This is a genomic window from Providencia sp. 21OH12SH02B-Prov (assembly GCF_027362595.1).
GTDB lineage: Bacteria > Pseudomonadota > Gammaproteobacteria > Enterobacterales > Enterobacteriaceae > Providencia > Providencia zhejiangensis.
Window position 1 is genome coordinate 4,193,714 of the sequence record NZ_CP114796.1, and the last position, 16,674, is coordinate 4,210,387.

At 42.9% G+C, this 16,674-nt stretch carries 11 protein-coding genes; 5 read left to right on the top strand and 6 right to left on the bottom strand.

Annotation, left to right across the window (positions count from 1 at the left end; translation table 11 throughout):
- Positions 1–13 precede the first annotated feature (13 nt).
- On the bottom strand, positions 14–1,186 hold the full coding sequence (emrA, locus tag O7C57_RS19260) for a multidrug efflux MFS transporter periplasmic adaptor subunit EmrA (protein WP_154623247.1): 1,173 nt from the start codon (positions 1,184–1,186) through the stop codon (positions 14–16).
- Between the two features lie 608 nt (positions 1,187–1,794).
- Between emrA and glgB the strand changes: the two genes are divergently transcribed.
- The gene (gene glgB, locus O7C57_RS19265; protein ID WP_269723455.1) at positions 1,795–3,993 is read left to right on the top strand and encodes a 1,4-alpha-glucan branching protein GlgB; all 2,199 of its coding nucleotides are present in this window, start codon (positions 1,795–1,797) and stop codon (positions 3,991–3,993) included.
- A gap of 9 nt (positions 3,994–4,002) precedes the next feature.
- Entirely contained in the window at positions 4,003–5,442 is a 1,440-nt protein-coding gene (gene glgA / locus O7C57_RS19270; protein WP_269723456.1) for a glycogen synthase GlgA, read from the top strand.
- 180 nt (positions 5,443–5,622) lie between these two features.
- On the opposite strand, the gene O7C57_RS19275 is transcribed toward glgA, so the two are convergent.
- From O7C57_RS19275 to O7C57_RS19290, 4 genes are read right to left on the bottom strand one after another with little or no spacing between them, the layout of a single operon-like run.
- Positions 5,623–7,932 carry a glycoside hydrolase family 15 protein gene (locus O7C57_RS19275; protein ID WP_154622638.1) on the bottom strand — a complete coding sequence of 770 codons (2,310 nt, stop codon included), beginning with the start codon at positions 7,930–7,932 and terminating at the stop codon, positions 5,623–5,625.
- Positions 7,929–9,371 (bottom strand): glucose-6-phosphate dehydrogenase, encoded by a 1,443-nt coding sequence (gene zwf / locus O7C57_RS19280; RefSeq protein WP_154622637.1) that lies wholly within the window; start codon positions 9,369–9,371, stop codon positions 7,929–7,931. Before zwf ends, O7C57_RS19275 begins: the two co-directional genes overlap by 4 nt.
- Positions 9,368–10,420, bottom strand: coding sequence for a phosphogluconate dehydrogenase (NAD(+)-dependent, decarboxylating) (gene gnd, locus O7C57_RS19285; RefSeq protein ID WP_154622636.1), 1,053 nt, complete (start codon positions 10,418–10,420; stop codon positions 9,368–9,370). The genes zwf and gnd overlap by 4 nt, the downstream gene beginning before the upstream one ends.
- Positions 10,417–11,127 (bottom strand): ROK family protein, encoded by a 711-nt coding sequence (locus tag O7C57_RS19290; RefSeq protein WP_154622635.1) that lies wholly within the window; start codon positions 11,125–11,127, stop codon positions 10,417–10,419. Before O7C57_RS19290 ends, gnd begins: the two co-directional genes overlap by 4 nt.
- A gap of 481 nt (positions 11,128–11,608) precedes the next feature.
- Between O7C57_RS19290 and hdeA the strand changes: the two genes are divergently transcribed.
- Positions 11,609–11,914, top strand: coding sequence for an acid-activated periplasmic chaperone HdeA (gene hdeA / locus O7C57_RS19295; RefSeq protein WP_154623420.1), 306 nt, complete (start codon positions 11,609–11,611; stop codon positions 11,912–11,914).
- A 119-nt stretch (positions 11,915–12,033) separates the two neighbouring features.
- Here hdeA and O7C57_RS19300 read toward each other — a convergent pair whose 3' ends face one another.
- Positions 12,034–13,212, bottom strand: a complete 1,179-nt coding sequence (locus tag O7C57_RS19300; RefSeq protein WP_196713954.1) for an MFS transporter — start codon at positions 13,210–13,212, stop codon at positions 12,034–12,036.
- Positions 13,213–13,597: 385 nt separating this feature from the next.
- On the opposite strand from O7C57_RS19300, the gene O7C57_RS19305 reads away from it, so the two are divergent.
- Together O7C57_RS19305 and O7C57_RS19310 are read left to right on the top strand one after the other, a co-directional pair.
- Positions 13,598–15,643: a TonB-dependent receptor domain-containing protein gene (locus O7C57_RS19305; protein ID WP_269723457.1), complete on the top strand. Its 2,046-nt coding sequence runs from the start codon at positions 13,598–13,600 to the stop codon at positions 15,641–15,643.
- 59 nt (positions 15,644–15,702) lie between these two features.
- Positions 15,703–16,665, top strand: a complete 963-nt coding sequence (locus O7C57_RS19310; RefSeq protein WP_231131840.1) for an alpha/beta hydrolase — start codon at positions 15,703–15,705, stop codon at positions 16,663–16,665.
- Positions 16,666–16,674 lie beyond the last annotated feature (9 nt).

Consider the following 16,674-nt stretch of genomic DNA (forward strand, 5'->3'; position numbering starts at 1 on the left):
CACTCCTTTCGGGCTAATCCGCGTTTTCGTTAATAATGGTGTCGATCACTGCATCGACATCAGCCAGTTTTAACACCAATACGTCACTTTCAAAAGCCGGTGTTTCACGCTGAATCTCAGCTAATACAGGGCCATTTTGGTCTTTAATATCAATCGTTGCATTCATTGATAGCCCGATACGTAATGGATATTTTGCGACCTGCTCCGGCTCTAATTCGACACGAACAGGTAAACGCTGTACCACTTTGATCCAGTTGCCCGTTGCATTCTGTGCGGGTAACAAAGAGAAGGCACTTCCTGTTCCCATATCTAAGCCAACAACCTTGCCGGTATACACAATATCATCACCATAAAAGTCGCTGGTTAGAGTGACAGGCTGTCCAATACGCACCTTCTCAAGTTGGGTCTCTTTAAAATTGGCATCAACCCACACAGGTTGCACTGGAACAACAGCCATCAAAGAACCTTGTGGGCTAACTTGAGAACCGACTTGTACATTACGGCGTGAAACATAACCAGTAATAGGGCTTTTTACTTCAGTGCGTTGCAAGGTAATCCATGCATTACGCACATTGTCAGCCGCCTGTTGAATAGCGGGTTGTTTTTTCAGCTCGGTATTACGCAACAGGGCACGGTTGGCATTATATTGTTGAATGGATATATCCAGTGCGGCTTGCGCCAACTGCACGGCTTCTTGAGAATGCTGTAAATCTTCTTTCGAAATTGTGCCACTGCGACCCAAAGCAACTCTTCGTTGATAATCTTTTTGTGCTTGCGCAAGTGAGATACGATTTTTTTGAATCTGCGCCAAATACTCATCACCATTGATATACAACTCTTTCGTTTTCCGCACAGTGGTCGCTAAATCGTGTTTTGCTTGCTCATAGGCTAACTGTGCATTGGTTTTATCAAGAACCACCAGCACATCACCGGCTTTCACTAAATCTGTATTTTCAAAGTTAACCTGAGTCACGTTGCCTGTTGTTTGCGCAATAATCGGCACCTGCACACCAGAGACATAGGCATCATCGGTATATTCTTGAAAACGTAATACAAGAAACCAATAAGCACCATAGGCAACAAATAGAAGAACAATAATAATTGAAGCGATAACCATCCACACTTTTCGACGTGTTTCTTTCTTCGTTTTTTGATTGGTTTCTGCTGAATTTGTAGGTTGATCCATAATAACTCTCAGGGTCTCACGCTTTATTAATCACTGCCCTTATATTTACGAACTAATGCTAATAAAGCAATAGAGAATTCCATTTAGCATTATTAATTTCAAAATTTATTCTTAATTAGATATTAACATTATCATCATTAAATGATGAGAATGTTCAATGGTGAGCATCTTAAATAGAATCAACTTAACTTAATGAATTTTAAAGATTATTATATTTGACTTTTCTTACCCCTAATTATTATGATAATAAAAAAGATTATTTTTAATACATCGATTTTTGATGATTTCCATCAGCACTCGTCAGCTTTATTGCGCGTTGGCTTTATTCGCATATTTCGCATATAAAGTATCGCTAATTTACTTGATATTGATCCAACTCAATGTTTTGATATATCAGAATTAGTTGCTGTTACATTTGAATAATACATGTGCAGAATAATAATAAATAAAAAGTATCTGAATACCCTAGATCATCCTTATATGATCAAAATAATTTTCAGTATCACTAGAAAATGATGAGCATGAAACAATAAATATCATTCTATCGTTCATAATGAGAACTATAATAGAAGACTGTTAGCCCCGACTGCTTTGATTCAGGAGAGGTAATGAAAGAAACGAAGGTATCCTCAACTCAAGCTCTGATCGTTGATCAACTCTTTGCCGGAAATTATCGTGACCCTTTCTCCTTCTTAGGTATGCATCAGCAAGGGAGAAAAACATATTTTCGAGTATTACTACCCAATGCTCAGCAAGTCACCGTCCTTGACAGGCTAACCGCAGCCCCTGTCATTCAATTATCACGCGTTGACCCACGTGGTTTTTTTGTTGGTGACGCAGCAGACTTAGATGCTAACTTTACCTATATCTTGCAGGTTGACTGGGGTGACTCGCAACAAATCATTGAAGACCCTTATCGTTTCGGCACATTACTCCATGAATCGAATACTCAAGGTTCTCCTCAAACGTGCTCATTTGAGGTATTAGGTGCACATATCAAGCAGTTGGATGATATCTTAGGTACCCATTTTTGTGTGTGGGCACCAAATGCACAACGGGTTTCAGTGGTGGGTGAATTTAATTTTTGGGATGGTCGTCGCTATCCAATGCGCTACCATCCAGAAAGCGGTATCTGGGAAATATTTCTTCCTGCTATCCATGCTGGTACTCACTATCAATATGAAATATTAGATGCAAAGGGGCAACTCCAATTAAAATCTGACCCTTATGCTTTTCGTAGCCAATTACGGCCAGATACCACATCCATCATTTCTCCACTGCCCAAAAAATCTATACCTACACCGCAACAAATTCAGGCGAACCAACGTAATGCCCCTATTTCAATCTATGAAGTTCACCTTGGCTCTTGGCGTCGCTCACATAATGGCACAACATGGTTAAGTTACAGTGAGTTAGCAGACACATTACTGCCTTATGTCAAAGAAATGGGGTTCACCCACCTAGAGATATTGCCCATTAGTGAACACCCTTTTGATGGCTCTTGGGGCTATCAGCCATTGGGGATTTATTCCCCTACCAGCCGCTTTGGTTCTCCTCAAGATTTAATTGATTTTATTGATAAAGCACACAAGCTCGGTATCAATGTTATTCTTGATTGGGTACCTGGCCATTTTCCTTCTGATAGCAGTGGACTCGCCAATTTTGATGGGACGCCACTTTATGAATACGCTGACCCAAAAGAAGGCAAACACCGTGACTGGAATACTCTGATCTACGACTACCGTAGCCGTGAAGTGCGTCAGTTTTTATCTGATAACGCGATATATTGGGTTGATCGCTTTGGTTTTGATGGCTTACGCGTCGATGCTGTTGCTTCCATGATTTATCGTGATTATAGCCGTCCTGACGGCGAATGGATTGCCAATGAATACGGAGGCAATATTAATCTCGAAGCCGTTAGCTTCTTACAAGAGACCAACGAGCGATTGCATAAAATCCAGCCTAATAGCCTCATGGCAGCTGAAGAGTCGACAGACTTTTCGGGCGTTACCTTGCCGCCATCCCTTGGTGGACTCGGTTTTAACTACAAATGGAATATGGGGTGGATGCATGACACCTTAAGTTATCTACAACTCGATCCACTCGCCCGAAAATATCATCACAACAAAATGACATTTAGTGTCATGTACGCATGGGCTGAAAACTACATACTCCCTTTATCCCATGATGAAGTGGTGCATGGCAAAGGGTCGCTATTACGCAAAATGTCAGGTACGCCCGAACAGAAATTTGCCACCCTACGAGCCTATTATGGATTTATGTGGGCGCATCCTGGCAAAAAATTACTTTTTATGGGTGGGGAGATAGCCCAATGGCGCGAATGGGATCATGATAGTGAACTTGATTGGCACCTAATTGATATTCCAACTAGCCCACACTCTGGTGTGCAACGCTTGGTGAAAGTTCTCAATTTAATTTACCGTAATACGCCGGCACTTTACGATAATGATCACCATGAAAAAAGCTTTGAATGGGTGATCGTCGATGACGATGACAACGCCGTTTTTGCATTTATTCGCTATGCAGAAAATGGAGATCCACTGCTCGTGATCAGTCATTTTACACCTGTAACTCGCCCTCATTATCGTATCGGCGTCAAACAAGCGGGTCGATACCAAATTTTATTAAACACAAGCGAGCAACTCTATGGGGGGAAAGAAACCCAATCGACCTCCCACATTATGACCCAACCCATTAAGGCTCATGGTTATGATCATTCTATTGAATTAACACTCCCCCCTCTATCAACGCTATACCTGAGCCTACGGCCAACCACAAATCAATAAGGAGTAAAAATGAAAGTATTACATGTTTGTGCCGAGTTTTTCCCTTTATTAAAAACAGGTGGGTTGGCTGATGTTGTGGCCGCACTTCCGCCAGCTCAGCGACAGTATGGTGCAGATGCAAGGGTGTTAGTTCCGGGCTTTCCTGCCATCATCAATCAAGTATCCGACAAACAGAAAGTCACCACACTCAATACATTTGCTGGTGAAATCACCTTATTTTATAGTCAATACCAAGGCACGCCACTGTATATTATTGAATCGCCGCATCTTTATCAGCGCGAAGGCAGCCCTTATCACGATGGTTATAATAATGCATATCAAGATAATTACCGTCGATTTGGTCTATTAGGCTTTGTTGCAGCAGAACTTGCGAGAGGCTGTGATCCCCTATGGCAAGCAGAAATTGTCCATGCACATGATTGGCATGCCGCCCTTGCTTGTGCCTATCTCGCCGCGTACGGATACCCTGCTCGTTGTATGTTTACAATACATAATATTGCTTACCAAGGGCTATTTTCCCCGCATCATATCCATGAGCTTTGGTTACCCCCTGAGTTTTATAATGTTGAAGGAATGGAGTTTTTTGGTCAGCTCTCCTTTATGAAAGCAGGTCTATTTTATGCCAACCATACCAATGCCGTTAGCCCAACCTACGCCAAAGAAATTTTAAATCCACATTATGCTTATGGCCTAGATGGATTGCTAAATCGACTCAATCATGAACAACGTCTCAGCGGCATTCTCAATGGCATCGATACGGAAGTATGGTCACCTTCAAGTGATACATTCATTGCGCAAAAATACAGTGCACACAATTTAAAAAATAAGGTGAAAAATAAGCTTGCTTTACAGAAGTCTCTCGGTCTTGCGCAACAGACTGACAAGCCTCTTTTTGCTGTTGTCAGCCGTATGACTCGCCAAAAAGGGTTAGATCTGATCCTTGATATTTTACCGGATCTACTGAATTCAGGGAGTCAGTTTATTTTACTGGGTAACGGCGATCATGATCTTGAGAATGCCTATCGTCATGCACAATCGCAATATCCTGATCAGATCCGCACCATCATTGGCTATGATGAGCCGCTATCCCACCAAATCATTGCAGGTACAGATGTATTAATGGTGCCAAGTCGTTTTGAACCTTGTGGCCTGACTCAGCTCTATGCATTACGTTATGGCACTCTCCCCCTAGTACGTAATACCGGAGGCCTTGCTGATACCGTGACAGATTGTTCCTTAGAAGCTATCAAGCGCGGAGAAGCAACTGGTTTTGTGTTTAATGAAAGCCATGCCTCTGACCTCAAGGCCGCCGTTGATCGTGCACTTGCTTTATGGGATTCCCCAGCACAATGGCAGCAAGTACAACGAAACTCAATGGCTCGGGATGTGAGTTGGCAAAAGTCGGCTGAAACATATTTAGAAGTGTATCGCAGACTGCTAACCCAATGAGTGTTCAATGAGGTTTAAAGCCGCGATGCGGCTTTAAATTCTCACTACCCTGTCATTCCCCTGCATCTCGCCATTCAATCATGCGTTGCTGTTTACAATCAATTTGCTGATTTAATTTATATTAAAGAAAGCGGGCATGATTAAATGCCCGCTTGAAAGATTGAATGCATAAACGATTATTTATGCTTCGATATCAATACTCCAGTCACGGCCTTCCCAGCCCTTGGCATCAAATCTACGTGTAAACTGGATCGTTTTTCCTGCTAATGCGCTGACATCTAATGCAACACCATATAGCCCTAAACCAAGTGGCTGGCTGCTTTGCTCTTTAATATTTTGCCAATGATCATAACCATAATGCAGAACAAATGGCTCTTGCGCTTCAATCCATAGCTCACGATCTGCGGGCACGGCCCCGCAAGACAAATTATCACGCCAATGACGTGCCCGTGGCGCTAGCGATTTTTGACCATAATGCTCACTCACCGAGTGCAACTGTTCAATAGGCACACCCGTTTTTTGCACGTAAATTAGTTTGATTAATTCCGCATGTGCCCAAATCAGTGGCATCGCACTACCACTCGGCCTGCCCGTTAATAACCCTCTTTCTGGAATACTTTCTTTATCCCAGATTTGTTCAGGCAACATACCGCCAGTACTGGCCGAGGCTAAGATCGCATTTAAATAAGGTTGAATATCTTGTTTACAGGCCGCGGCATAGTGGCCTCGTTCACCACTGAGTAATGGCCATAGGCGACCTACACCACTTCCATCAAATGCGCGTCCATCCTCATGTTCACCATAACCATCTTCGTTATAACGATAATAATATGGACCTGCCGGCAAGTTCACACATAACTGTTTATCCACCAGTTTGGTGGTATCTTGAATACGTTTATCTGACGCTTTACGTAGCCCTAAACGCACTAAATAGAGATATTCCATCCCCAATAACGCACGCGTGTTAATTGTTTCATTATTACGGTTACGTAGCATCACATCGCCAAAGCGGGCTGAATGGCAATTCGGATTTAAACGGATATAGTGTCCTGAAATACCCAACTCATGGTCAAGTTCCGTATTAGAGACATAGACCCAAGATTCTAATCGCTCATTCCAATCATCAGCCAAATCAATAGCGTATTGCTTATCACCTTCCTCAAGGAAACCCGCTTTCGCTCCAGCCACCAATGCAGCAATCGAGACTGATAATGTGAAAGGGTTAATTCCTGAGTTCTCTTCCCAACGATCTTGTGGGCTAGCAGGTCCATATTGTGCGATAAAAGCGAGTGCCTTACGTGCCATATGCACCGCTGCCCCACGCATTTCGCCAAGTAAGCCTTGCTCATGTAATTTTGCGGCAAATAGTACCGGTAGTGCGACTTCATCCAGTTGAATCCCCTGCCAATAAGGGCGACCATCAGTAAAATTGTTCTGCATCCAATGCCCATCAGGCTGCTGAATGGCTATCAAATAAGCCAGTAAAGCTCGCACTTCCGTAATCAACCCACAAGCTAGCATCGCAAAGCCGACTTCAACCGAATCTCTCGGCCAAACAAGGTGATAACCCCCAGGGTCTTTATGGGTATCCCCCCATGGTGTACTTAAACTCGCCACCAGTGAGCCGGGAAAGGTTCTACCTTCGTGCGTCTTTAATACTACAACTGAGGTGCGCACAGCATCGGATAACTTTTTCGGTAATTTATCGAGTTCAGGAAAATTGACCGTTTCATTCCATTCAGCCCATAAATAAGCGTACTGGCGCTTTGCTTCCTGATAACCTGCGGCAAGAGAGCTATTTGCCAGAGTTATAGCTCCTTGTGCACTATCTGAAAAAGCTAATGCGAGTACTCCTGAATTACGATTCAACTCCCCCAACATTGCGATATTACCAGGACCTGCCTGTTGATATTCCCAATGCATTCCACCGTTTTGGCTAAAATCTTGCCAGCCGTCAGAACTTCCCACATAACCCACACTGCCACGAGCAAAACCACTTTCAGCAGACAAAATAAGGTATTGTCCATTCTTCTGAGCCGCCAAACCCGCAGGAGTCACTGAAGCATAATTATTGTCGCCATCCCCTCCAAGATGTGGTGCTAAGAGTGGGTATAGCCGCAGTCCCTCACCTTCAAGGTGATAATGAATCAGCAATACATCTCGGGCTGGGTCAGTGATAATTTCCAGCTCAAGACGATAACGTTCATGTTGATGTACGATTTTCGGAATAGGTAAAGCAGATGATGGCGTGGTTAAGCTATATTGATGAACTCGCTTAACTTCTGACCAAAAATCATCCCCAGCAATAATAAACCCTAAATCTCGAATTTGCGGAGTACTACAAGAAGGCCAGTAGACTTCATTTAAAATCCCATACCCGACAGTAAACCACACACGCCCTTGTCCTATCGCAGTGCCTACCATATCTTTTGCACTACTCGTCCAAGTTGCGGTGCTACCGGGTGCCCCCGGTGCTTGCTGTGCTATCATTCGCGACTCTCCTGTTCAAAGAGTGAACGCCATTGATGCCCTGTACGCATAATTCGTGATTGCGTATCCGGCCCTTGAGTTCCCGCTTTATACAAATCAGGCATACCTTTCTGCCATGCTTTTAATGCAGGATCGATAATCCGCCACGCCCACTCAACCTCATCAAAACGCAAGAAATGCGCGCGTTCACCATGGAGCGCATCGATTAAAAGCTGCTCATAGGCGGACACCTCATATTGTCCAGGCTGTGTATAGGGTGCACTGAGGGTAATGCCATGTGTATTTAGATGCATACCCGGTAATTTCGCCGTCATATGCATATCCATCCCCATCGTCGGAGCTAATCTGAACACCAGCCAATTATTATCAACCTGAACATTTTCCGGTAATGCGCCTGCTGGCGCTTTAAATTGCACCGCAATTTCAGCGTAATTATTCGCAAGGCGTTTACCGCTACGCAAATAAAAAGGCACCCCTTTCCAGCGCCAGTTATCAATTTCAATTCGTAATGCGGCAAAAGTTTCAGTATTAGTGTCGACAGGTATACCCGGTTCATTGCAGTAGTCTGTTGCCGTTTCACCGTTCACTTGCCCAGCACAATATTGTCCTCGAACCGCCCAATCGTTCGCCTCCATATCATCCGTAGGCCTAACGGACTTGAGTACTTCAACCTTATGGTCACGTAGAATTTCACCATCCCAGCGGCCTAACGGTTCGATTGCAGTCAGGGTCAGTAGCTGCATAAGATGGTTTTGCAGCATGTCACGCATTGCCCCTGAATGATCGTAATAAACCGCACGGTTCTCTACACCAAGGGTTTCGGCATAGGTAATTTGTACCTGCTCAATATGTTCTGCATTCCAAACAGGGGCAAGGACACGATTTGCAAAGCGGAAGATCATTAAGTTTTGTGTCGCTTCTTTTCCCAAGAAATGGTCTATGCGATAGACCTGTGATTCATCCCAATAAGCATGAACTTGTTCACGCAATGCTTTTGCTGATTCGAGATCTGTGCCAAAGGGTTTTTCAATTAAGATACGACGCCAGTTATCGGGACTCTCTTTGGACAATCCTGCCTCACCTATCGCCTGTGCTGCTTGCCCAAATAAGGTAGGAGGCAATGCAAGATAAAACAGCGCCGATGGTGTCAATTTGCTTTCTAGCGCTTGCAAAGCCGATGCTTCAAGTGAACCACTGACAAAATCTAAGTGCTCACTGAATGATGTCCATTCTGCTTCATTAAAATCGGCAATAAATTCAGCCAGAGCGTTATGAATATGCTGTAAAAAAGCTTCGCGATCCCATTTATCAATTGAGTAACCAATAATATTGAGTTCAGGGATCAGGCCTAATCTATGCAAGCGAAATAATGACGGCATTAATAAACGTTTGGTCAGATCACCACTTGCCCCCAATATTACCAATGAAAGACGACTCATTGATCTCCCCCCTGCTCTGCTGCTTTTTCTTTATGTCCTCCAAAAGCATGACGCATTGCCGACTGAACGCGATCTGCAAATAAATCATTATCACGAGAAGCAAAACGTGAATACAGAGCGCTTGTCAGGACTGGAGCAGGAACCCCTAAATCGATAGCTGCGGTTGATGTCCAACGGCCTTCTCCCGAATCAGAAACTCGTCCTGCATAATTCTCCAAGTCAGGGGATTGGTGCATCTCTTGCGCGATCAGATCAAGTAGCCAAGATCCAACCACACTACCGCGGCGCCATAATTCACTGATCTCGCCAACAGGTAATTGATATTGATAATATTCAGGGTGTTCCAGTGGCGCAGTTTCCGCATCCGCAGCAACAGGATTAAGCCCTTGATCTGCATGCTTAAGGATATTCAGTCCTTCCGCATAAGCCGCCATCAAACCATATTCAATACCATTGTGCACCATCTTAACAAAGTGACCGGCACCACTCGGGCCACAATGTAGGTAGCCTTGTTCTGCTGGTGACGGTTCGCCTTGGTGACCTTCAGTACGTGGTGCGGCATCGACGCCAGGCGCTAATGCACGAAAAACCGGTTCTAAATATTCATAATGCGCTTTTGGCCCACCAATCATCTGGCAATAACCACGTTCTTCTCCCCATACACCGCCACTGACACCAACATCCATATAGTGAATGCCGTCGGCTTTCAATGCATTAGCACGACGAATATCTTCAGTAAAATGGGAGTTTCCACCGTCAATCAGTGTGTCACCTTTTTCGAGTAACGGTTTTAACTGAGCAATGACCGTGTCGACAACCGCTGCGGGCAACATAAGCCAAATATGTCGGGGTGCCTGCATGTTTTTCACCAATTCCTCAAGTGAGTGGTTAAAAACAACGCTGTCGGGTAATTGCTGACGAATCGCTGCATTTTGATCATAAACAACACACGAAATACCGGCTTGTTGGATGCGACGCACCATCGCGGCCCCCATTCTGCCAAGCCCAATAAAACCTAATTGCAGTTGATTTACAGATGATTGACTCATAGGTTATTCCCCCAAATTCTGATTCCACCAAGAAAAGCTTTGTCGTTATCGCCACGCCGTACATGCTCAGGTAGTTCAGCAAACTGATGCACATTACCCCCACCGATCACAATGTAATCCGGCATAAAGGCTTGATAAAATAAATCCACTATCGTTAGCACACTCTGCCGCCATGTCTCATCCCCAACCGATTCACGATAGTGTTCGCTCACATAATATTCGTAGTCATGTTCTCGATAGGGTAAATGGGCAATTTCCATTGGCTGTAGCTGCTGATTAGCCACTAATGCACTGCCTAACCCAGTACCTAATCCTAAAAACAACATGCTGCCACCTTCATAGCTACCAACAGCTTGCATGGCAGCATCGTTAATCAGACGAATAGGGCACGGGAATGCATTCACTAAATTAAAATCAACCCAACCACGTCCTAAATTAACGGGTTCTTTGAGAATACGATTACCAGAGATAGGGGATGGAAAGCCAATGCTGACGCCATCAAATAAACGCGTATCAATGCATTGGTTGACATCATGAATAAATTGCTCTGGCGTCATAGTGTGACCAGAAACAAATTCAATAGCAGGGGTGTTAGGGGCGGTATACAGTTTGACATGTGTACCACCAACATCAATAACTAAAATTCGTTTGGTTGTGGGAACATCCGAAATTGTAATGACACAAGATGTTTTACTCGTTAAAGACATAGAAAGGTTTCTCCGCTTTGCCAACATAGGCAATGGATGTTGTATTACAGGAAACTCCCGAACCTAAATCGATAACCGCAAGCCGATCTAGGCGAACAACTGTCTTCCTTCTGGTGTTGAAATGACGGTGCCGAAATAGGTCCCCGTCAATAATCGATAACAAGATTACATTTTATTTTTTGTCGATAAAAAAAGTATACCTATAAATAGTTTTAATAAAAGTAAAAACGCTTTTAATTAAATAAAACTTAATTATCTTTTTATTTAATTATCATTAAATGACTACTTTTAGTCTTATTTTCAAATAATAAATCACTATTGATAGAATTTAAATAATCATATAAATACCGTCATTTTGCGCTCTTTGTTTTTTATTTTTCATCATCTATGATGATTAGGAAATGGAGATAAGCATTTATATCCAGATTAGAACCTTTTATGAAAAACTCATTCAATGATCGTTAATTATTAAGGTGAAATTATGAAAAAATATTTTATTGTCGGTATTATTGCTGCTTCATTAACGAGCCTTTCGGCCATGGCTGAAGAGAAGAAAAACGATACTAAGCCCCTAAACGAATGGACATGTGAAGAGTTTTTAGCGATCGATGATAACTTTTATCCAACCGCTGTCGGCTTTGGTGAGTTATTAACGAAAAAAGATAAAGTCGAAGATGCCGTGCTAGATGTTGATGGTATTCAAACCCTAACACCTCTCGTGATTGAGGCTTGTAAAAAAGAGACTAAGGCTAATTTTGTTGAGCAAGTTAAAAACGCTAAAAAATAAGTCATCCTTGTTGATTGCGTAGCCTTTTGGCTACGCAATACATTCACCATATTACACCCTTTTATGATGGATGTGGTTTGGTTTTGCCTATTTCATCATGTTTCCTCATCAGCCAAAATTCACTCTCTTATCCGATGAATATGGCGTAACGCTGATAACGTCATCATTAAGGCAATCAAAACGCCCATTGCCGCAATTAAATAGATACCTCTATAACCCAACGTAGCGACTACCATTCCTGCAAGTGGTCCAGTCACACCGTAAGCAATATCTTGGAATGCAGAATACCCCCCTAATGCGGTACCTCGCATTTGTGGTGCAACAGCTTTAACCACTTCCGTGCCCACCGCGGGATAAATCAAGGAGCAGCCAGCACCTGTTAATGCCGCACCGAATAACGCGATGCCGTATACGGGAGCTAACCACAATGTTATCAGACCAATAAACTCAATTAATAACGAAATTAGCGCAATGCGATAACCATTGACTCTATCCGGTAATCCTCCCCAAAATACGCGCACCAACACAAAAGCACAGCCAAATGCACTCATCGCAAGGCCGGCGTTGCCCCACTGCTCTGACACAAAATAAAGCGAAATAAATGTACCAATCGCCGCAAAACCAATGCCTTTTAGCGCTAATATCATTCCCATTTTCCAGATCTTACGAATGACAGACCAGAAAGGAAGTAAGTTCCCCTGTAAAGGCGTAACAGAACGAACAGACCCATTAATTAGCCAAGAGATACAAGGTAACAGCATGACTATCACCCCCACTGCCATGAATCCATATTGCTGATAAATGATAAGCCCTAATGGCGCGCCAACCGCTAATGAACCATAAATAGCCATTCCGTTCCAAGACATGACTTTTCCAGCATTTTCTGCACCTGCAAGCCTCATTCCCCAAGTTAAGTTACCTGTTAAAAGCTGACTTTCACCTAGACCTAGCACCAAACGTCCAATAATGAGTAAGAGTAGTTGGTAGATTGACGAAACTGGCAACAATATGGCTAGCAGGCAAAATACCCCCGATATGCCACAGGCACTCATACCTTGGAGAGTCGTTCTTTTCGCACCTTTTTGATCGGCTAGACGCCCTGCATAGCCTCTTGTCAACACCGTTGCTAAAAACTGCACACCGACCACAATCCCTACCCAGACATCGTTAAATCCGAGTTCTTGATGAACGAAAAGCGGAATAACCGTTAAAGGCAAACCGATGGTCATATAAGAAAAAAACATGGAGATAGAAATTCGAAGCAGTGGTATTGGCGAATTTGGCGCGGACGTCGACATCATTAAAGGTTATCCATATTCACAACATCATGTTTATCTCTGACATTAAGTGAGCAAATTAATAATGTCAATTGAGTTTATTTTGGTATTTTACGTTAGCGTTAATTTGAGATCCTTATAAATAACCAATTGAAATTTATTATTTTTATTTATAAATAAAATCACTCTTTTAATTCTATTATCATTAACCTATTCACCATTGTGTAAATACTCAATAACACTGAGGTTACTCTTTATTTATCATTTTACTTCATACCTGTTAATAAACTTTTAATTTTATAGAATCCGCCAATCTCATATTTATTTCTTGTCTATTTCAGTGGTAACATCTGTATAGTTTATGATTATTACTCTCATTTGCATTTGTATTTTACTAGGGGATTTTATGTCTATTCACTGCCACTACACACGTCTAGCAGCCGCGGTTATTGCCGCCATCTCATCTTTTAATGCGCTCGCTCAAGAAGACTCAGATAAAATGATTGTTTCTGCATCTGGTTACTCACAACAGTTACGCGATGCCCCTGCAAGTATTACGGTTATCTCAAAAGAACAACTTCAGAACAAACCGGTACGCGACTTAGCTGATGCAGTTAAAGATGTGGAAGGTGTCAGTATTGTCGGTAGTGCCAATAAGCAAGATATCAATATTCGTGGTTTACCCGGCGAATATACTTTAATACTGGTAGATGGACGCCGCCAAAATAGCCGTGAATCACGCCCAAATGGTAGTGGTGGTTTTGAAGCCGGTTTTATGCCACCAGTGGAAGCGATTGAACGCATTGAAGTGATTCGAGGTCCGATGTCCTCTCTATATGGCTCAGATGCAATGGGTGGCGTTATCAATATCATTACCAAAAAAGTCACTAATGAGTGGCATGGTAATGTCGCCATTGGTGGTATTTTGCAAGAAAACAGCGAAAGCGGCGATTCGACTGATGGCAATTTTTACCTATCAGGGCCGCTGGTCAAAGATAAATTAGGCTTACAACTGTACGGAGGTGGTGACTATCGTCAAGAAGACAAGATTACCGACGGCCATAACAAACGTGATAATCGTAGTCTCACCGCCAAACTAACGTTTACTCCTCTGGATAACCAAACCTTTTTGCTTGAGGCGGGTAGAACCACCCAAGAACGTGACTCGACACCGGGTAAATCACTTGCCGAATATACAATGCGTGGTGAGTCAAAACAGAAAAATACTAAAACAGAGCTCCACAATAACCGAAATCACTTTGCTTTAACCTATAAAGGGGATTGGGATCTCGTTAACACCGAATTAAGTGTTTACCAAGAACAAACTAAACGCCATACCAAGTCAGAAGTCAAAGATAGCGCGGGTGATTACCATTTTGTCTATGAAGCTCGTGTGCCTGAAATCACCAATACTGTTGTCGATGGAAAAGTGGTCGCTTTCCTTCCTGATAATATCATGACTGTCGGTGGACAATTCCAACATGCTAAATTAAAAGACACTTCGGCAACAGGAAAAAAAACAACGGAAGATACGACGCTCAGTGCTGACCAGTATGCCTTCTTTATTGAAGATGAGTTTACGGCAACAGAAAACCTTATCCTGACTGGCGGGTTACGATTAGACCATCATGAATTTTATGGTAACCACTGGAATCCTCGTGGTTATGCTATCTATTATCTCACTGACGAAATCACCATTAAAGGTGGCGTATCACAAGCCTTCCGTGCCCCAACACTACGTGAAGTGAGCCCAAACTATGGAACATCAACCGAAAAAGGGGAAGGAATTATTTATGGTAATAAAGACCTGAAACCAGAAAAAAGCCTGAGTGAAGAGATCAGCATTGCCTATGACCACGAGTCAGGTTTCAATGCGAGCCTTACGCTCTTTAATACTGATTTTAAAAATAAACTCACCAGTTACTACACAGGTGAACCGGATCCAATTACAGGTCTAAAACTCTACACTTATGACAACGTAGGTAAAGCCAATATCAAAGGTGTCGAAGTCGCGACAGGTATTCCTCTAGCAGAAGATTGGAAACTTAGCTTAAACTACACTTATGTTGATTCAGAGCGTAAAAGTGATGATGAAAAGCTAAGCAATGGCATATCTTTGAAAGGCTATCCATTGGATAAGACACCAAAACACACCGCTAATGCCAAACTCGATTGGCAATATAGTGAAGACTTGAATCTATACACTCGTGCACATTATGAAGGTAAGCAAATCTGGGCGGCACAGCGTAATGGCTATACGGCACCGCGCTACCGTAGCGGCTACACTACAATGGATGTAGGCATGACTTATCAGTTACTTAAAAATACCAAGCTCAATTTAGCCGTATTGAATATCGCTAATGAAAAAGGTCCTAAGATTGACACAAATAGTGGCAACTGGGATGTTGAAGATGGACGCCGTTATTGGGCCAACGTCAATGTGAGTTTTTAATTTATTTTAACTATTTTAGGTGGATATCTAGCAAGTTTTCTCCGTCATTTGAGTGCGAGTTGGCGAAGAGCCAAAAAGACAATCAATTAAAGAATATCCTTGCTCGGTATCCGCTTTCATCAATGTTGTTTTCACAAACTATGCTAAATAAATTAATTATTTCGAGTTTATTACTCTCAATCAGCTTAATAACACCCGCTGCTGCTCGTCCATCGCAAAAGATCCCCGAGTTAGATGAGCAAGTGAGTCAGTTTTATGCTGTTCAGCATCATGACATGACCAACGAAAATTCGGCTAACGAAAAGCGTCGCTATCGAATTTTTAGCGCAGTTCCTCATTCCGCTGGAACAACAAGGCCTATTTTGTATATGCTTGATGGTAATGGATTATTTCCGTTAGCTGTGAATCGCGCAATCCAAACACTCCCAGCGGATAAATTGCCTATTATTATTGGTATCGGTTACCCAACCGATGAGGCTTTTCCCAAGAAATTACGCGACTACGATTATACTCCCCGCGTTTCCGGTGATGCGTTTACACACGGCGGAGGCGCCGATGAACTGTATCAGTTCCTCGATCAACAAATTCGTCCTTGGGCTGAGCAAAACTTCACTTTTGATAAACAAAGACAAACGCTATTTGGTCACTCCTTCGGTGGACTATTTACTTTGATGGCTTATCAAAATCACCCGACAGCGTTTCAATCCTTTGTGTCAGCCAGCCCCTCATTATGGTGGGGAAAAGGTGAAATGATAAATAGGGATAAACTGACCCAAGAACACAATGCAGCGCCTTTATTTATTACCTTGGGGGGTTTAGAGGAGAAGCCTGATTTATCACGCCTTAGTGAAGAGCAGATTAAACATTATCAATCCCGTTCTAGTTGGATTACTGCACGCCAATTGTGCACTGAAATTGCAAACCACGGGCGCCATTGTCAGTTTTCTCTCTACCCAGACAAAACGCATGGTAGCGTGATCCCTGATGCGATTTATAAAGCGCTACTCGTTGCGACGGAATAAATTCTAGTA